Origin of the sequence: Glutamicibacter sp. AOP38-B1-38, assembly GCF_052377485.1 — a bacterium.
Taxonomy (GTDB): Bacteria; Actinomycetota; Actinomycetes; order Actinomycetales; family Micrococcaceae; genus Glutamicibacter.
Genome location: NZ_JBQSWU010000020.1, coordinates 19,412 through 37,436, shown reverse-complemented (window position 1 = coordinate 37,436; position 18,025 = coordinate 19,412). Strand labels below are relative to the sequence as shown.

Genomic DNA, 18,025 nt, shown 5'->3' with positions numbered 1-18,025 from the left:
GCTCCTTTGGTTAGCCGGCGGGGTAGAGGTGGTCGGTGGAGACCAATACGTCATCGGTGAAGCACAGGCGGAACATCTCGCTGCCCAGATCCAGCAGGCCGGTCCGCGCCGCATAGTAGCGGCACTGCGCATTCTCCGGCGGCGCCGGTTCGTCGATCACGGGAAGCGGTTCATCCAGGCCCGGGGCGCGGACCAGCGAAGCTACCTCGCCCGAGTCCATGCCCACTTTGAGCTTCTGGTACTCCGACGGGTGCAGGGCCGTGGCTTGGTAGGTGGCATGCTGCAACAGCAGCAGGGCCGCGGAAATCACCGTGACGGCGAGGATCGGCAACAGCACCAGCATCGAGGTGCTGGTGCGCTTCACCGGAGAGTGCATCCCGGCAGGCGCCGGGGGCGAGGATGACTGGGCAATGCAGGCGCGCAGTTCGAAGCGCTCCTTCGTGCGGTGCACCGCCAGCGAACCGCCGGCGGCTTCGAGGGCGCCGCGCAGCGAAGCGATTCCGGTGGCCCCGGGCCGGACCGGCGGGACAGGGCCATGCAGGGGATTGGAAATCCTCAGCACCGCCTGCTCCGAGCGCGTATCGAGTTCCAGCTCCACCTCGGCGTGCGGCGCGTACTTCGCCGCATTGGTCAACGCCTCCTGGGCCACTTGGCGCAGCACGGCGGCCCACCGGATGGATCCGGGGGACTGCGGCGAGGGACCATGCCAGGTGAAGTTGATCTTCATGCCCTTGGCCCGGGCTTGCTCGACCAGCTGCTCCAGCGATGAACCTGCCGGACCCAGCGGCGCTTGCTCGCCGTCCTCGTGCAGCACCCCGATGATCTGGTGCAGATGCTCGATGGACTCATCGGCCTGCTCTCGGATCCGCGCCGCCTGTGCATGGGCTTCCGTGCCCTTTTCCAGGGACACCTGCAACCCGCCGGTGGACAGTGCCAGCAGCGCCAGATCGTGGCCCAGCTGATCATGCATGGCCTCGGCAATGCGTGCCCGTTCGCGCAGCTCGGCCTGCACCACCACATGCCGGCGTTCCTGGCTTCGGAACAGCACCGCATTGCGCCGCGCCCGGCCGGCCCACCAAGGCAGCAGCGCAAAGAGCACCAAACCGGTGAGGATATTCAGCGCAAAGGTCAACAGGCTCAGGTGCGAGGACAGTGCCAGCGTCACCCCGGCGGCCAGCGTCCCCGCCCCAAGGGCCAGCAATCCATGGGCCAGGGAGGAAACATGCCGTCCGGCCAGGTAGCTACAGGCCGCGGCCAGGGGAGCGAGCACAACCCAGGCCCCGTTCGTGGAGATGGGGACCAAATAGGCGCAGAGAGCCAGCAGCAACAGCAGAACCAGCTGCTTCCACGAGGTAGTCATGAACAACATGCTACGCAGAATCGCCGCGGGCAGACACCGACCAAGGTAGGGGTTCGGTGCCGCGAGAATGCAGACCTCCAGCCGGTGCGCGGCGGCAGCGGCGAATCCTAGGGTGGAGAGCAGAACTAAAGGAGCACACCATGATCGCATTCGAAGCGCTGAGCAAGGACTTCGGCGCCACCCGCGCAGTCAATGCGCTGACCGCAACCATAGAACCCGGGCAAGTGACCGGATTCCTCGGCCCCAACGGGGCCGGCAAATCGACCACCATGCGCATGATCCTCGGACTGGACGCACCAAGCAGCGGGCAGGCTTTGCTCAACTCCGTTCCCTACGCACAGCTGCGCTACCCGCTGCATACGGTAGGTGCGCACATTTCCGGCACGGCGGGGCACCCGGGGCATAGCCCGCGCACCTTCCTCAAGGCCTTGGCGCAAAGCAATCGGATCCCGGTAGACCGCGTGGACGCGGTGCTGACCGAAGTCGGCTTGCAGCCGGTGGCCGGCAAACGGATCGGCGGGTTCTCCCTCGGCATGCGCCAGCGGCTGGGAATCGCCGCCGCCCTGCTGGGCGACCCGCAAATCCTGATCCTGGACGAGCCAATGAACGGACTGGACGCCGAAGGCATCTCTTGGATCCGGCAGCTGATGCGCACCCGGGCCGAGCGCGGCGGAACCATCTTCGTCTCCAGCCACCTGATGAGCGAGGTGCAGCAGGTCGCGGACCAGCTGATCCTGATCGGACGCGGGGCGCTGATCACCCAAGCACCTACCCAGGACCTGATCAAGCAATTCACCGAACCGGTCATCACGGTGCGCTCGCCGCAGGCCGCCGCGCTCGCCGGGTTGCTGCTGCAACCCGGTGTCGAGGTGAATGCCACCGCCGGAGACCGTCTGGAAGTGATCGGAATGCCGCTGGAAGCTATCGGCGCCTCGGCCTTTGCCGGTGGTTTCGAGCTGCATGAACTCAGCGTTGCCCACGGGTCGCTGGAAAACGCCTATAACCAACTGACTCACGACACGGTGGAATACTCCACCGAACTAGCAGGGAGAGTGGGAAGCAAATGAGCACGCTGCAGATCGGTGAATCCAGGACCGGTGACTTTGCCGGACCGCTGTTGCGGGCAACCGGCGCCGAGGCCACCAAATTCTTCGGGCTGCGTGCCCTGGTCGCGCTCTATGCCTCGGGAATACTGGTGACCATCGCATTGGGCTGGCTGCTAGGGGCCAGCGCGAAAGCCAGCGGGGACAATGGCTTCGACACCGCGATGCCGGCGCCGCTGCTGGTGTTTGCGACCCTGCAATTCAGCCAGCTGTTCTTTGCCGCGGTGGCCGCCTTGCACATCACCAACGAGTACTCCAGCGGGAGCATCTACACCACCTTGCAGTCGGTGCCGCGCCGCTCGGTCATGCTCGGCGCCAAGGCGCTGCTGCTGGCCGGGCTCGGCTTCCTTGCCGGGGTCTGCATGATCGGCTTGGGAACCATTCCGGCAGCGCTGAGCGCAGGGCAGTACGGCGCCTTCACCTTCTCCGATCTGGTCTCGGCCTGCCTCGGCGCCGGTGCTTATCTGGCGCTGCTGAGCTTGATGGTGCTCGGCCTCGGGCTGCTCTGCCGGAACTCGGCGGGAGCGATTGTCTCGGCGATCGTGCTGGTGATCGGGCTCCCGCAGATCCTGCAGCTGATTCCGTTCGAGTGGGTGCAGACGCTGGCCCAATACCTGCCGACAAACGCCGCGACGTTCATGGCCACCGGTGCCACCGAGCCCTATGGGCCGCCGGCGGCCCTGCTGGTGCTGATCGGCTGGACCGTGGTCCTGCTCGGAGCCGGATATTTTGCGCTGAAACGGCGTGACGCCTAGCCGCGGTCCGGAACTGGGGAACCTGCCAACGCAGCCCGCAGGCAGCGCAAAGCGAGGTATCCGGCGTTTAGCCGGATACCTCGCTTTGCGTCATGGCAGCTGTCACTATGCCTTGGACCGGAGCTGCGACCGGTCGCGCCATGCGGCGGTGCTCCAGAGCGCAAGCGCTATCAGCACCGGTTGGAAGAACAGCCGGGTGAGCCGTTTCCCGTCGGTATCCAGTCCGAACGCGTCGCGTCCCTCCTGCCATTGCGCGAAATTGCCGGGGAACACCGCGACGAAGAAGAGTGCGGCAATCCAGCCGACGGCCACACGTTTCCTGACCAGCGCCAGCAAGGATAGCCCCAGCCCGATTTCGGCCACGCCGGAGAGAATCACCGTCAGGTCCGGATCCAAGGGGACAAAGTCCGGGACCTGGGAGCGGAATTCCTCACGGGCAAAGGTCAGGTGGCTGACCCCGGCGAAGCCAAGGAATGCTCCGAGCCCAATGCGTGCGCCGTGCCGGGCGAACCCCAGCGGTTTTGCCGCCGGCGATTTAGTCATCGCTGACGCTCACCAATACATCGATGTTGCCGCGGGTGGCGTTGGAGTAGGGGCAGACCTGATGGGCCGCATCGGCGAGTTCCTGGGCCAGTGCGGGTTCCATGCCGGGAATGATGACTTCGAGCTCAACTGACAGCTTGAATCCGTTCTCGCCGTCGCGGTTCAAATGGACTCGCCCGCCCACGCTGGAGTCCTCGATCTTGACCTTGCGGCTGCGCGCCACCACGTTCAATGCCGAGTGGAAGCAGGCGGCGTAGCCCGCGGCGAAAAGCTGTTCCGGGTTGGTTCCGGTTCCCGAGCCGCCCAGTTCTGCCGGGGAGGTCAGGGCCAGGTCGAGCTTGCCATCGGGAGTCTGTACGCGGCCTTCGCGGCCTTGGCCGGAGGACAGGGATTCTGCGGTGTATAGGGTTTCCATGGAACTGCCTTTCGATGATGGTGAAAACTTGTAGTTATTCTCCGGAGGGTTGATCCGGAGAAGAGATTTCCTGCATGGAGGTGGTGATGCGGTGCAGGGCTGCCAGCAGTGCCTGCGCGCTTTGGAGATCCGGGAGTCCGGTGCCGCAAGCAATTTGCGCCGGAATATGTGCCAGTTCTTTGCGCAGGGATGTTCCGGCGGGGGTCAGGCTGACGTTGACGACGCGGCTATCTTCCTCATCGCGCCGGCGTTTTATGAATTCCTTCTGTTCCAGCCGGCGCAGCAGCGGGGACAGGGTCCCGGAGTCCAGCTGGAGCATTTCGCCGATTTCGCGCACCGGCTTATCGCCTTCGGACCACAGCGCAACGAGCACCAGGTACTGAGTGTAGGTCAGCTGCCATGGGGCGAGCAGCTCGGCGTAGGCCCGGGTGGTTGCCCGGCTCGCCGAGTAGAGGGAGAAGCACACCATGTCGTCAACTATTGCCATAAAATAATGATTGCACGCAATTCAATTGTGCGCAACTTAAATTCTTGATCCTTTGGGTGTGATGCTGCGCGGGCTACCGATCGGGCTCTTGGCGATGGCGTCGAATTGGTTATGGATTCGGGGTGCTTAGCTAGCTGGAGGCATCGGGAGAACTCCAGCCCTGTAGCTTGATCCGGTCACGTTTCGCGCAGTTCGGCTGGCATCGCTAAGCTGGGATTCATGAACATCGGCAAGCATCTGGCGAATGCCGGCGGGCGCAGCTACCCCCGCCTGGCGATAGTTCGCTCGCTGTTGCTGATTAGCGCGGTGCTTTTCGGTTTGTTCTCGATGCACGTGATGAATCATGGACTCTCGGCTGACTCCTCGGCCCCGCCGGCGCAGGCGCATTCGGCAGAAGCCCTGCCCATGCACCTGCATCATGCTCCGCTGGCGGACCCGGGCCATCCCTCCGAGCAGGGCTGCACCGACTGCCCGCTGGGCCATGAGATGGCCGCCGCGGGTTGCGTCTTGGCGCTGCTGGTCATGCTGCTGTTCTTGCGGCCACCACATACCGTAGCCGTGGCCCGGACTGTGTTCCTGAGGATCTTGTGCGCGGCTTCGAGGCTTTGTGGGGTCGCGCCGGACAAACCCGATCTGACGGCCTTGGGGATTTGCAGAACGTGAGAGCTTGGCAGGTCATTTGACCTGCCGCCAGCTAGTTCCGGCGCCGCCGCAGGCAGGCGCCGCTCACGTTCCGAACTCATCAGGAGAATCACCCATGAACAAGCAGACCTTCTTTTCCAGCGCCCTCGCACTGGGGGCGATGCTCGCCCTCGCCGGTTGCGCGGGGGAACCATCAAGCACGCCGGCGCCGAGCGCCTCGGCTTCCGAAGCGCATTCCGGGCATTCCATGGAGCAGTCCCCATCGGCCAATGACGCCGATATGGCGTTCGCCTCGGGCATGAAGATGCACCACGAACAGGCGATCGACATGTCCGAGATCCTGCTGGACAAGTCCGGGGTTCCCGCCGAGTTGGTGGCCCTGGCCGAACGGATTAAGGCGGCGCAAAGCCCGGAGATCGAACGCATGGACCGCTGGCTTTCCGAGTGGAACATGCCCGAGGGCATGGATCACGGGGCTATGGACCACGGCGACGGGATGGTGCCGGAAGATGAGATCAAGGCCTTAGAGGACGCCACGGGGTCCGAAGCTGCCCGGCTCTTTCTTGAGCAGATGATCATGCATCACGAAGGTGCCGTGGTGATGTCTGAGACCGAGATCAACGAAGGAAGCTACCCGGCGGCCATCGACCTGTCCAAGCAGATCGTTGATTCCCAGACCGAGGAAATCAATGAGATGAAGCAGCTGCTTGAAACGCTGTAGCCGGGAATTGAGGACAGAGAGGTTGGGATTGACCGTGCCCAAAAAATTCGCAGGCGGCAAAGGCACTCGTGCCAGGATTGCGGCCGCCGGCTCGGTACTCGCGCTGGCCGCGTTGACCGGGTGCAGCACTGCCCCGGCCCCAGTCGCGCAGCCCGAGCCTACGGTGGTTGCGGCCGAGCACACCGGACAGTTCCTCGCGGAGCTTGGCCTGGCCGGGCTCGACGCCAGGGCGGCGATCGATCGGCTCGACCGGATGCCGGTGGCGCAGCGGCCGGGCGACTTCACCGCCTCGGTGCAGCCGGACCAGCTGGTGCTCACCGATGCGTCGGGACGCACCGCGGCTCTGCCGATGCCGGAAGATGAGTACTACCTTTCGGCGGCACCCTATGTGAGCCGGACTCACAGCTGCCACTTCCATAGCCTGACCACGTGCCTGGGGGAGCTGGCGGGAGAGGAAGTCCAGGTGAAGGCAACTGACGCCGACACCGGCGAGGTGCTGGTGGAGAAGAGCGCAAAAACCTTCGACAATGGATTCCTTGGCCTCTGGGTTCCGCGTGGAATTAATCTGGATCTGGAATTCAGCTACGAAGGCAAAACCGCGAAGACCACCGTGTCCACCGCTGGCAGCACAAACGCCACCTGTCTGACCGAGCTGCCGCTGGTCTAAGGCAACGCGTCTGGAGAACTGCACAACCAAAAAAGCATTCGGGCCTGCAATCACTTTTAGTGGTTGCAGGCCCGAATGCTTGGCGCCGGAGAACTTAGTCCTTGGGCTCTTCGGCCGCCTTGTTCATCATTTCCTCGAACGCCCGGCGCTCCTTGCGGGAGACGGGGATCTGGCCGGTCAGCGGATTGACCACCTGGCCCGGAACCGCCTTGGGCTGATGCGGATCCGCCGGCTTGATGTCCGGCACCTTCGGCTCGGGCTTGGCCTGCTGCTTGTCCTTGGCCTTCACTGGCGTCTGCTTGGCCCCCGGGGTGATCTTCGCGGTGGCCCCGTTCATGGCCAGCGCAAGATCCTGAGCTCCCGTGTGCTGCTCGGCGGAGTGCTTGCGTCCCGCACGGCGCAGCTCGCGCTTCTCCTTGCGCGACTCCACCAGGCGGTAGAGCACCGGTACCAGGATCAGGGTCAGCAAGGTGGAGGAGACCAGGCCGCCAATGACCACCACGGCCAGCGGCTGCGAAATGAACCCGGACTGGCCGGTGAGTCCCAGACCCATCGGGATCAGCGCGAAGATGGTGGCCAGCGCGGTCATCAGAATCGGGCGCAGACGCTGGCGGGCACCTTGCATGATGGCCTCATCCAGCGCCATCGCCGGCCGCTCGGGGGTATCGGCCCGATACTGGTTGATCAGGTCGATCAGCACGATCGCGTTGGTGACCACGATGCCCACCAGCATCAGCATGCCGATCAAGGACGGCAGTCCCAGCGGGATGCCGGAGATCAGCAGCAGGCCGATGGCCCCGGTGGCGGCGAACGGAATGGAGACCAGCAGGATCAGCGGCTGGATCAGCGACTTGAAGGTAGCCACCATGATCACGTAGACGATCGCGATGGCCGCCAGCAAGGCGAGGTAGAGCTGGTTAAAGGATTCGGCCTGCTCGGTGGCCGCGCCGCCGATTTCGGCACTGGCGCCCTCGGGCAAATCCACCGAGTCGAGGCGCTCGGTGACGTCCGCGGAGACCTTGCCAAGCATGTTCTCTGCCGGGGTCAGCGTGAGGGTGGAGATGCGCTCGCCATTGGAGGTGGTGACCTGCTGGACGACCTTGGTGCGTTCCACCGTCGCCAGGTCCTGCAGCTGCACCAGGCCGGCGGCGGTGGGGATCTGCAGTTCGCGCAGCTTGTTCAGCCCGTTCAGATCCATGGGCTCGCCGATCTGCACGGTCATGTCCGTGTAGTCCAGGCGCAGGGTGCCCGCCGGGACGGCGGAGACCTGGGAGGCGACCAGGCCGGAAAGCTGCGCCTCGGTCAGCCCCGCCTCGGCTGCCTTGTCCGCGTCGATATCGATGGAGACCTGCTCGCGTTCCGCGGAGAGGTTGTCTGCGATGCCGGTGACATGCTCGGTGCCGGCCAGCGCTTCGCGCAGCTGCTCGGTGGCCTCGCGCAGAATATCCTCATTCGGGGCCTTGACCTCCACGGTGACGTCGCTGGACATCATCGCCGAGGAATTGGAGCCGAAGCTCAGGATGACATCCTCGGACATATCGAGTCCCTGGATCTGGTCGCGGACCGTATTGCCCAGCGCTTCCTGGTCGAGATCGGGGTCGGTGATCGCGGTGAAGCTTGCGGTGTCCGCGCCGGAGGCGAACATCGCCGCCATGCCGCTGGCGGTGCCCACGGTCATCTGCACATCTTCCAGGCCCTCGATGTCCTGCAGTTTTGCTTCCACCTTCTCGGCTTCGGCCAAGGTGGTCTCCAGCGCGGTGCCCGAAGGCAGCTTCGCGGTGATGGAGATCGAGTTCTCCCCGGTGGAGCCGAGCAGGTTGGTGTTCAGCAGCGGAGTCATCATCACGGTCCCGGCCAGGATCAGCACGGAGGCCAGCAGCGTGATGACCGGGTGCTTCTGCGTGCCGTTGAGCACCGGCACGTAGGCGCGCTGCAGCCAGGACTTGTCCTCGGCCACGTGGACGGTGCGGGTTGCCCCGGTCCCCGGGCGGTGCGGCAGGAACCAGTAGGCGAGCACCGGAACGATGGTCAGCGAGACCAGCAGCGAGGCGAGCAGGGCGATGGCCATGGTCATCGCGAAGGGGCTGAACAGCTCCCCGGCCATGCCGCCGACCATGGCGATCGGCAGGAACACCGCCACGGTGGTCAGCGTCGCGGCGGTAATCGCCCCGGCCACCTCCCTGACTGCCAGCAGGATGGACTGGGCCTTGGATTCGCCGTGGGCCAGGTGGCGCTTGATGTTCTCGATCACCACGATCGAGTCATCCACCACGCGGCCAATGGAGATGGTCAGCGCGCCCAGGGTGAGCATATTCAGCGTGTACCCGAACACGTTCATGCCGATGAAGGTGGCCATCAAGGACAGCGGGATGGAGATCGCGGTGACCAGCGTGGAGCGCACGGAGAACAGGAAGATCAGGATGATGATCACGGCGAAGCCCAGGCCCAGGGCGCCTTCCAGCGCCAGGTGGCTGATGGAGTCCTCGATGAAGGGCGCCTGGTCGAAGATGGTGGTCATCGTCGCCTTGTGGCCGAGCTCGGCTTCCAGATCCGCGATCATCGCGGTGACCGCGTGGGAGATCGCGACGGTATCCCCATCCGGGGTCTTGGTGACCTGGATGGACAGGGTCTCATCCCCGTTGGTGCGCGTGACGCTGGTGGCCTCGTCGGCCTGCACGGAGACCTCGGCGAGATCCTTGAGCAGCACCGGACCGGTCTCGGTGACCAGCGGAATGTCTTCGATCGCAGCCAGGGTGTCAGGGGAGGATCCGGCGATCACCGGAAGCTGCAGCCCGTCGACGTCCATATTGCCCACCGGCATGGGGGAGCCGGCGTTCTCGATGCCGTCCTTCAGGTCGGCAACGCTCAGCCCGGCGGCGCTGAGCTTGTCGTCGTCCGGGATCACCGCGATGTGCTGGGAAGCGCCGCCGGAGACTGCGGCTTCACGCACCCCGTCAATCTTCTGCAGCTTAGGCAGCGCGATGCGTTCCACATCATCGTTCAGCGCTTGAAGCGACTCGTTCGAGGAGACCGCGAGCATCAGCACCGGAAGGTCGGCAATGGAGCCGGCCAGCGCCGTGGGTTCCACGTCTTCGGGCAGCTGGGTCTTCACGTTGGAGATCGCGCGTTCCACCTGCGCGCGGGCACGGTCCATATCGGTGCCGTACTCGAAGGTCAGCGCGATGCGGGTGAACCCGGTCTGCGAGGTGGCGGTGGAGGATTCCAGCCCCTCGACCGCCTGCAGCGCGGTTTCCAATGGGGCGGCGACCTGTTCGTCGACCACCTCGGGGCTTGCACCCATCTGGGTGGCCATCACGGAGATCTGCGGGAACTCCAGCGAGGGGATCAGTTCCTGTTTCAGCGATCCCATGGAGATCACGCCGAAAACGGCGGCGAAGATCGTGATAAGCGCGATGAGCGCCCGGTTCTTCAAAGACAAGATGGCCAAGCGCTGCATGCGTGTGTGGTCCTAGCTGTGTCGCAGTGGGAGGGGCTGAGCACAACTTTAGTTGGTTGTCATTGCTCAACAGTCACCGAGAGATGTTAAGCACGCAAAAATCATCCGAATGGATTACCCAGGAGTGGCCTGCAACAGCGGTGCCGGAGGAGATAGCGGGTTTTTTGGGGCGTCTACTGTTCTCCGCGCCATGCCTTGAGGAACCATGTGCCAGCGCCGCATGGAAGGAATTTGCGCCTGTAGAACCCCAGGCTCTGTTTGGCGCGTTGTCGACGTTGTCCCGCCGCAGGACAAGGCCTGCACCTCGCACTGAGTCCGAAGGGTCTCGCAGACGTGCGCCGAGCGTGTGATGGTGACTTCGGCCCGAGAACTTTGGCTGCGGCGCCCACCACTCTTAGACGGAAGTGGGTAGGGAAGAACCGGGAAATCGAGTTAGCGGCGGTACGTGGATTATTGGCCATCGAGAACGGCTATTTACTCAGGGGCCGCATCATTTCCGCGAGCGCCACCGATGGCTGTGGGATTGGGCAGCCGAAGTTCACCGCGGAACTCCGGTACGGCTGGCGCCGCACCAAACGCACTTGGATGGTTTGCCCGACATGGAAGGGCTCCGTTGGAGCCGTTGCCTTGAGGTATGAGGTAGGCAGGAACGTTGCGAATATGAATGCTCGTTGGAGGAGTCCTCAACGTTGCGGAACATTCATGGATCCACAGAGGCCGCCTCCGCGGAGGGCCAACGCCTAGTTGTGTTTGTTTTTTCGCTTTTGGTTTATGGCTTCTTCGGCAACGATAGGAGCATCTTCGCGGCTCGTCCTAGAATATGCGACGTCATCGCCGCCATAGAGCTCTGCGGCTATTTCCGTAGCCGCATCCACGTTTTGAATACCCAGCTTTCCAGTAAGAAGCTGAGGTCGGGCATGTCCCGATCTCGAGCCGAACTGAGCTTCATTGCAAGCAGCGTTTCAGGCGAAGCGATATATGCCTCGAGCCCTTCACCAAGGTTGATACTGACCCATTTTGCTCCTGCGGGGATGAAAGCGGTCGCACTGGAGTTCAGCCACCCGGAGGGAAGATTGCGTTCCTGAGCCATTAATTCAACTACGCGCTCAACGTCGGCTGGGGGTGTATAGGAGGCATCAATGTCTTGGGTCACCCGACGCTCGTTTCCCGTGAAGGCGATGGCCGCCCCGCCGACCAGTCGGATCGTCGGGGTGATTCCCTTGGCACGCAGCCTGCTCCCAAGCTCGCCAAGCAGTTCGCGAATCTCATCGATGGTGAAGTCTTTGCTCACGCCATCTCCAGCGAATTATCTTTGAGGAAAATATTAAAATCAGCCAATGTCTTCGGGGTGCGCTTGATTGTCAGTTCTCTGAATGCGTCGCTCATGCTCCGCGTGTCACTACCTGGAAACCAAGGGTCCTGCAGTTTTACACCCCACCGAGGTTTTTGTGCAGAAACGCCTTCAAGTGCGATTCGCGCGCCCGCTGCAAGCAAAGCATCAAATCGTTCGCTTCCGGTGGGGCCGGGCTTCTTGAGGTGCTCCGGCTTCATCATTTTCAATTGCTTCAATGAATCCATTGCAATTCGTAAAGCGAATTCACTGTCACCGGAGGACAGCTCGCGGGCAACATCGCGGGCCGCCTCGTCGAGGACCGCCTGAGGCGTCGGAGCCGGGGCAGCCCAGCGGATGTTCAAGGCGTCGGCAACTCTAAGCGAAGCGCCAAGCTCAGCTGTCTCTTTGCCGGATTCAAGCTCATAGATGAATTTTCGGGAAAGCCCGGTTTTGTTTGCAAGCCCCTGCTGGCTCAACCCGCTTTGAATCCTTGCGCCACGGATTGCTCGCCCCAGTTCTTGCGCGGTACTAATCGTTCCCATATTTACATTATGACACCGTTCGCTCACAAAATGCAGATATGCGCGTAGGTAGATTGGAAGCGGGCGTAGGTCGTGATGAGAGTTTCATGGAATTTTCACTCATAGATATCGAGCGTCGTTGCGTTGTGGTTTGGTGGTTATTTCCGCGCACACCCCAAAACCATCCCTACGGCGGTTCATGAATCTTCATTGGCGCACAGACTAGGCCCCAGGGGTGCTAGATCATCGGCCGCCGGCACTGGACATTCTAATTCGCTCTGGCAGCGATGTCGGGATAGTACCCTCGCCCTAATGATTTGTGGATGAACGCTAGTAGGAGATCCTTACAAGCGGGGACGTTCCTCCAAGGGCCTCAAAGATTCAAGTACACGGAACGGCGATCCTGACGTAACGAATTACGGCTGCCAGCAAGCAGGTGCTAAAACTGCCAACTGATCGGGTCCCATAGTGGGATTCGAGCGCATACTCGGTGTATGGGAATGCCCCACGGAACTTCGCAGATGGGTAGGACGGCCATGGACCGGGACACTTTACGCAGCGTGCAGCGGCCGTTGAAACAGCTTTACCGCGAGCAGCCGCAAGCCGGAAGCATCGTATTGGAGGCCACCGGAACTCTCGGAGAAGAAGGACTCTCCTGTTCGGTGCAAACCGGTCAGGCGCTGGTGAGCGCCGGCCTGCACCCGTCCACCGGCGGGGATGGGACGCTGGCCTGTTCGGGGGATCTGCTCCTGCAGGCGCTGGTGGCCTGTGCCGGGGTCACCCTGGCTGCGGTCGCGATCAACCGCTCGCTGAGCGTTGCCGGCAGCGTCCACGCGAGCGGTGTGCTGGATGTGCGCGGCACCTTGGGGCTGGACCCCGAAGCCGCGGTGGGATTCAGCTCGATCAAGTTGTCCTTCGAGCTGCACACCGAGGCCAGCGAACAGGACATAGCGCAGCTGATCGAGGCGACGGAAAAATATTGCGTGGTGCTGCAGACCTTGCGATCCCCGCTGGCCATCGAGGTCACTGCGTCGGCGGAATGACAAAGGCCCGGTTCGCTTCCCTGGCCGCTAAGCGGCAGGAAGCAAACCGGCCCTTGCCCCCGTTGGCTAGCTCAGTTCCAGGCTCTTATCGGTAGCAGCCTTGACCTCGGCGTAGAGCGCCGGGTTTTCGTTCAGCTTGGTGCCGTAGGAAGGGATCATTTCCTTCAGCTTTGCTTCCCAGCCTGCGAACTGCTTCGGGAAGCAGCGCGAGAGCAGGCCCACCATGATCGGAGTCGCGGTCGAGGCGCCTGGGGAGGCACCGAGCAGACCGGAGATCGAACCGTCCGAGGAGGTGATGACCTCGGTGCCGAACTGAAGGACGCCGCCCTTCTTGGCATCCTTCTTGATGACCTGTACGCGTTGGCCGGCGGTAATCAACTCCCACTGGGAGCCATCTGCTGCGGGGAAGTACTCGGCCAGGGCCTCGTCCTTCTTGGCACGTGACTTGAGCACCTCCTTGATCAGGTAGGCGGTCAGCGACATGTTGTCCTTGCCCACTGCAAGCATAGGGATGATGTTATGCGGGCGCAGCGACAGCGGCAGGTCCATCTGTCCGGTGGACTTCAGGAAGTTCATCGAGAAGCCGGCGTACGGGCCGAACATCAGTGAACGCTTTCCGTCAACGAATCGGGTATCCAGGTGCGGCACGGACATCGGTGGGGCGCCGACCGAAGCCTGGCCATAAACCTTTGCGTGGTGCTGGTTGATGATCGCTTCATCGGTGCAGCGCAGGAACTGACCGGAGACCGGGAAGCCGCCGAAGCCCTTGATCTCATCGATGCCGGACTTCTGCAGCAGCGACAAGGCGCCGCCGCCCGCGCCGACGAAGACGAACTTGGCCTTCACGGTCTTCACAGCGCCGCTGGCGTTGTCCTTGACGGTGATTTCCCAGCCGGCGCCATCGCGCTTGAGGGTCTTGACCTTGTGGCCGTAGTTCACCGACGCGCCTGCGGCACCCAGCGAGTTGGTCAGGTCCTTGGTCAGGCGACCGAAATCAACGTCGGTGCCCGAGGCCACGCGGGAGGCGGCGACCTTCTGCGAGGCGTCGCGTCCCTTGGCGACCAGCGGAGTCCACTCGTTGATGGTGTCTAGATCGGTGGTGTGCTCCATTTCGCCGAACAATGCGTTCGGCTTCAGCGCGTCATAGCGCGCCTTGAGGTACTTGGAGTGGTCCTCGCCAATGACGAAGGACATATGCGGCAGCGCGTTGATGAAATCCGCGTCTGCGACGCGCTTGTTCTCAACTGCCCACGAGTAGAACTGGCGGGATACCTGGAACTGCTCGTTGATGCCGATTGCCTTGGCTGGGTCAACCGTTCCGTCGGCCTTGGCCGGGGCGTAGTTCAGTTCGCACAGTGCCGAGTGACCGGTACCTGCGTTGTTCCATGGTGAGGAGGATTCCTCTCCGGCCTTGTCGAGGTTTTCGAAAAGACCAATAGACCAGGTTGGTTCCAGCTGGTTGATCATGGTGCCAAGGGTGGCACTCATGATGCCGGCACCGATTAGTACTACGTCAAAAGATTCGGTTGACGTTTCAGAAGGCACGAGGATCTCCATCGACAGTGATACTTTGCTCTACTACAGACTAGACCTAGTAGACCACCGGTTAAAAATCGTTAACTGGAAAGTGCAGGTGAGTTAGTCATCTGCACGTCCAGATAGCTCTCATTGAGCATGGGCGAGGAAGGGTAGTAGGTGACGTTCGGGTTGAAGGCCAAGGCGGAAATCGGAAATACCAGTGGGACCAGCGGTAGATCGGTGTTCAGCGTGGCCAAAATGGCAGTCATGGCCGCCGTGCGTTCCTCGCCAGGAGGCAAGGAGCGGGCAGCCAAGGCCTGTGAGTCAAGTAACTTGGAGGTGTATCCGAACTCATGCTCCTTGGCGTCGAGAATTCCGGAGATGAAGTCATCTTCCAGGCGATAGCCACCGGAGAAGCCCAAGAGGTGCATCCCGTTGAATTCCTCCGAACGCACCGTATCCACATATCCGTCGGTCCACGCAATGGGGCGTGGCTTGATCCGGATGCCTACCGCAGCCAGGTCTTCGGCCAATTGGGCGAAGGTGCGCTCGGGCAGCGGAAGGTAGTTTCGCGAGACCCGCAGCGGGTAGGCGAACTCGATGATTTCGCCCTTGTAGTCGATGTCCGCCAGCAGCTGCTTGGCCTTATCGGAGCTGTGGTTCAGCGTGCCCTCCGGATCCGGGACGCCGAAGGCCGGCGGCAGGATGCTCTGCGCGGATTTGGAACCCTGCAGGAAGAGGTTGTCGGCCAACCGTCCACGGTTGACCGCGTGGGTGATGGCCATGCGGAATTCGGGTTTGGCCAGCCATTCGTTGCGGTGATCCAGTCCGAGATACAGCACCGAGAACGGGTCGCGCTGCACGACGACTTTCGCGTTGCGCACCAAGGTACGCATGATATCGACCGAAACCATGTCGAAGCCGTCGATTTCCTCCGCCATCAGCGCGCTTTCGCGGTTGTAGGGGGAGGGGACCGGGGAAACCACCACTACTTCTGGATGGTTCGGGTTGTTGCTGAGCTTTGATTTGTCCCAATAGTCGGCGAAAAGCTCCAGATTCACGGTGCCCTCGTCGTTGGATACGAACTTGTAGGGGCCGGTGCCGGAAGGCGCGGTGAGCAGCGCTTGGCTCGGGTTGCTTTTTGGGCCCCCGGCGAGGGAATCCGGTGCGGCGATCGCCATACCCGGCAGGGTGAGCGATTCGATGAGCCCGGCACGGCGTCGACGCAGCTTCAAGGTGAGAACGTATGGCTCCGTGGCCTCGACTCCGGCGAAATAGCTTGCGCTGCCGCCGAGGGATTTTCCGGTGAATAGGTCCTGAGCGTAAATGGCCTTGAGCTTCTCCAGCTCGGCCAGGCGCTGGGTCTCGGCCGCCTTCTGCTCCTCGGTGACCGTGGTGCCCTGGTCCAGCTTGAGCTTCAGCTCCGCCTCGGTAGGCAGCTTGGGAATGTCTTTTTCGTGGTGGAAGACGTGCATGAAGCCCTGGCTGGAGCGCAGCTGCAGATCCTTGGGCAGCTTGACCCAGCGGTTGAAGTTCGCCACGACGGCTGCGGCATTGAATTCGCTGCCGTCGTGGAAGCGCACCCCGCGCCGCAGCGCGAAGGTATAGCGCAGCCCGTCTTCGCTCTCGGTCCATGATTCGGCGAGGCCGGCAATGGGGCTGCCGGTATTCGCATCGATGGAGATCAGCGTCTCGTAGATCTGGCGGGTGATGCGGAAGGATTCGTTGTCATTGGCCAATGCGGGATCCAACGACACCGGGGGAGCGGAAGCTGCCAGACGCAGGGTACGCGGAATTGCAGGTTCACTTGCCGACGGGCTGGCGGAGGCTACGCCTTCACCGTTCTTAGAGGTGCAGGAAGCCAACGCCAGTGTTGTCGCAGCGAGCGATCCAGTGAGCAGCAAGCGTCGCGTCACGAGATGTTGTTGCTTCGAAGGCACGGTTGTGGCTCGACTTCCTCTTGATTGCTTTCGGTTCCCAGCCGCGGTGAACCGGCGGCTTTCGCGGCGGTAAACGGTTTGGGTATTTATCAAAGATAGCGCACGCCGCTAGCGGCACCCCCAGTAACTCTCGGGGTGCCGCTAAGTGGAATCAAATTGTTAGCTAAAAAGCATTAACTAGTGATCTGATGCACAGCGTTCTGGCCAAGTTCGCCTTCGGACCAGGCCGGGAGCTGCTTTTTGAGCAGGCGCACCATCCGCGGGAAGAAGGCGCCGGTGTTTCCGCCGTTATGCGGCAAGATCAACGCGTTCGGGCATTGCCACAGCGGGTGGTCCGCCGGCAGCGGCTCTGGTTCGAAAACATCCGAGGCCACCGACAGCCGGCCGGAGGAAACTTCGGCGACCAGCGCATCGGTGTCCACCACTGGACCGCGGGCCACGTTGACCACCAGTGCTCCGTCGGGAAGTTTGGCGAGCAGCTGGGCATCCACCAGATGGTGCGTGGAGTCATTCAGCGGAACAATCAGAATCAGCACCTCGATTTCACCGGCGTGTGCGGAGAGCTGGTCAATGGAGAGCACCTGGCCGTGCGCGTCGGTGCGGGCGCGGGAACCGAAGCGCAGCAGGTTCACCTCGAAGGGATCCAAGCGTTTGCGGATCTCCTCGCCAATGCCGCCGACGCCTACTAGGCCCACCGTGCGATCGGCCAAGCCGGGCCACTGCATGGGGTTCCACGCCCCTTCGCGCTGGTCGCGTACCGCCTGTGGGAAGCCCCGCAGTGATGCGATGGCCAGCCCTAGTGCCATCTCTGCGGTGGCTGCGGCGTGCACCCCGGCGGCCGTGGTGATGCTTGCCCGGTCGCCAACGAGATCAACCAGTCCGTCGTAGCCGGTGGTCTGCGTTTGAACGTGGCTGACGTTTGGCGCCCGATCGATGTTGCGCAGGCTGTGCGGTGAAGCCATATAAGGGAAGATCGCTATGTCGATCTCCTCCAGGTTCGTGGATGGCTCGTTGACCAAGTCCCAAATAACTGGCTTGAGGTTGCGTGGCAGCTCGCCGACAGCGTTGAGGAGTTCTTGAGTGGGAAAGGAAACCGTGCGTTGGCTGTTCATGGGTTCACTGTATAAAGCAGGAGATGCCTATGGAAATAACCCCAAGTCATCTGCTGTAACGAAGGTCACCGGCCGGAGGGCCCCTCTCGTTTTGCACTCTCGCCGAAAGCTGGTAAAGTTTTATCTCGTTGCGAAAGCGCGAAGCATAAAAAGCTTCTAGAACATCGCAGCGGGCGCCTCTAGCTCAATTGGCAGAGCAACTGACTCTTAATCAGTAGGTTTCGGGTTCAAGTCCCGAGGGGCGCACAGTGAGAAAGGTCGGACTTCGGTCCGGCCTTTTTGCGTACCCGGATCAAACTTCGGCACCTAGCCCTGAAATGCGGGCCGTAAACCTCGGGTCGGATTTCTTCTCTCACGGCCGACTTTGATCGTCCCCTCATTTGCCCCAGCCTCAACGCTCGTTAGCCG

The 18,025-nt window shown here is 62.3% G+C and carries 16 protein-coding genes and 1 tRNA gene; 7 read left to right on the top strand and 10 right to left on the bottom strand.

What is annotated here, in order from left to right; translation table 11 throughout:
* Positions 1-10 precede the first annotated feature (10 nt).
* Positions 11-1,360, bottom strand: a complete 1,350-nt coding sequence (locus ACT3TP_RS12640; RefSeq protein ID WP_444620710.1) for a sensor histidine kinase — start codon at positions 1,358-1,360, stop codon at positions 11-13.
* 140 nt (positions 1,361-1,500) lie between these two features.
* Between ACT3TP_RS12640 and ACT3TP_RS12635 the strand changes: the two genes are divergently transcribed.
* Together ACT3TP_RS12635 and ACT3TP_RS12630 are read left to right on the top strand one after the other, a co-directional pair.
* Positions 1,501-2,427 carry an ATP-binding cassette domain-containing protein gene (locus ACT3TP_RS12635; RefSeq protein WP_444620709.1) on the top strand — a complete coding sequence of 309 codons (927 nt, stop codon included), beginning with the start codon at positions 1,501-1,503 and terminating at the stop codon, positions 2,425-2,427.
* Positions 2,424-3,218, top strand: coding sequence for a hypothetical protein (locus ACT3TP_RS12630; RefSeq protein ID WP_444620708.1), 795 nt, complete (start codon positions 2,424-2,426; stop codon positions 3,216-3,218). Before ACT3TP_RS12635 ends, ACT3TP_RS12630 begins: the two co-directional genes overlap by 4 nt.
* A gap of 105 nt (positions 3,219-3,323) precedes the next feature.
* On the opposite strand, the gene ACT3TP_RS12625 is transcribed toward ACT3TP_RS12630, so the two are convergent.
* Genes ACT3TP_RS12625 through ACT3TP_RS12615 form a run of 3 tightly spaced genes read right to left on the bottom strand, consistent with a single transcriptional unit; the run spans position 3,324 to position 4,663 of the window.
* Positions 3,324-3,761 (bottom strand): DoxX family protein, encoded by a 438-nt coding sequence (locus ACT3TP_RS12625; RefSeq protein WP_444620707.1) that lies wholly within the window; start codon positions 3,759-3,761, stop codon positions 3,324-3,326.
* Positions 3,754-4,176, bottom strand: a complete 423-nt coding sequence (locus tag ACT3TP_RS12620; RefSeq protein ID WP_444615508.1) for an organic hydroperoxide resistance protein — start codon at positions 4,174-4,176, stop codon at positions 3,754-3,756. The genes ACT3TP_RS12625 and ACT3TP_RS12620 overlap by 8 nt, the downstream gene beginning before the upstream one ends.
* A gap of 34 nt (positions 4,177-4,210) precedes the next feature.
* Positions 4,211-4,663 (bottom strand): MarR family winged helix-turn-helix transcriptional regulator, encoded by a 453-nt coding sequence (locus ACT3TP_RS12615; protein WP_444620706.1) that lies wholly within the window; start codon positions 4,661-4,663, stop codon positions 4,211-4,213.
* Positions 4,664-4,882: 219 nt separating this feature from the next.
* Here ACT3TP_RS12615 and ACT3TP_RS12610 point away from each other — a divergent pair, with 219 nt between their 5' ends.
* From ACT3TP_RS12610 to ACT3TP_RS12600, 3 genes are all read left to right on the top strand, one after another.
* Positions 4,883-5,326: a hypothetical protein gene (locus ACT3TP_RS12610; RefSeq protein WP_444620705.1), complete on the top strand. Its 444-nt coding sequence runs from the start codon at positions 4,883-4,885 to the stop codon at positions 5,324-5,326.
* A 94-nt stretch (positions 5,327-5,420) separates the two neighbouring features.
* Positions 5,421-6,026, top strand: a complete 606-nt coding sequence (locus ACT3TP_RS12605; RefSeq protein ID WP_444620704.1) for a DUF305 domain-containing protein — start codon at positions 5,421-5,423, stop codon at positions 6,024-6,026.
* A 34-nt stretch (positions 6,027-6,060) separates the two neighbouring features.
* Entirely contained in the window at positions 6,061-6,693 is a 633-nt protein-coding gene (locus tag ACT3TP_RS12600; RefSeq protein WP_444620703.1) for a CueP family metal-binding protein, read from the top strand.
* 94 nt (positions 6,694-6,787) lie between these two features.
* On the opposite strand, the gene ACT3TP_RS12595 is transcribed toward ACT3TP_RS12600, so the two are convergent.
* From ACT3TP_RS12595 to ACT3TP_RS12585, 3 genes are all read right to left on the bottom strand, one after another.
* Positions 6,788-10,150 carry an efflux RND transporter permease subunit gene (locus ACT3TP_RS12595; RefSeq protein ID WP_444620702.1) on the bottom strand — a complete coding sequence of 1,121 codons (3,363 nt, stop codon included), beginning with the start codon at positions 10,148-10,150 and terminating at the stop codon, positions 6,788-6,790.
* Between the two features lie 853 nt (positions 10,151-11,003).
* Positions 11,004-11,441, bottom strand: a complete 438-nt coding sequence (locus tag ACT3TP_RS12590) for a DUF6036 family nucleotidyltransferase (RefSeq protein ID WP_096288587.1) — start codon at positions 11,439-11,441, stop codon at positions 11,004-11,006.
* Positions 11,438-12,025: a helix-turn-helix domain-containing protein gene (locus tag ACT3TP_RS12585; protein WP_096288590.1), complete on the bottom strand. Its 588-nt coding sequence runs from the start codon at positions 12,023-12,025 to the stop codon at positions 11,438-11,440. The genes ACT3TP_RS12590 and ACT3TP_RS12585 overlap by 4 nt, the downstream gene beginning before the upstream one ends.
* 473 nt (positions 12,026-12,498) lie before the next feature.
* On the opposite strand from ACT3TP_RS12585, the gene ACT3TP_RS12580 reads away from it, so the two are divergent.
* Positions 12,499-13,047: an OsmC family protein gene (locus ACT3TP_RS12580; protein WP_217990425.1), complete on the top strand. Its 549-nt coding sequence runs from the start codon at positions 12,499-12,501 to the stop codon at positions 13,045-13,047.
* A 66-nt stretch (positions 13,048-13,113) separates the two neighbouring features.
* Here ACT3TP_RS12580 and ACT3TP_RS12575 read toward each other — a convergent pair whose 3' ends face one another.
* From ACT3TP_RS12575 to ACT3TP_RS12565, 3 genes are all read right to left on the bottom strand, one after another.
* The gene (locus ACT3TP_RS12575; RefSeq protein ID WP_176484283.1) at positions 13,114-14,604 is read right to left on the bottom strand and encodes a malate:quinone oxidoreductase; all 1,491 of its coding nucleotides are present in this window, start codon (positions 14,602-14,604) and stop codon (positions 13,114-13,116) included.
* 59 nt (positions 14,605-14,663) lie between these two features.
* Entirely contained in the window at positions 14,664-16,505 is a 1,842-nt protein-coding gene (locus ACT3TP_RS12570) for an ABC transporter substrate-binding protein (protein WP_217990426.1), read from the bottom strand.
* 173 nt (positions 16,506-16,678) lie between these two features.
* Positions 16,679-17,617, bottom strand: coding sequence for a 2-hydroxyacid dehydrogenase (locus ACT3TP_RS12565; RefSeq protein ID WP_096288600.1), 939 nt, complete (start codon positions 17,615-17,617; stop codon positions 16,679-16,681).
* Between the two features lie 173 nt (positions 17,618-17,790).
* On the opposite strand from ACT3TP_RS12565, the gene ACT3TP_RS12560 reads away from it, so the two are divergent.
* Positions 17,791-17,863: transfer RNA gene (locus ACT3TP_RS12560), tRNA-Lys, on the top strand.
* The last annotated feature ends 162 nt before the right edge of the window (positions 17,864-18,025 follow it).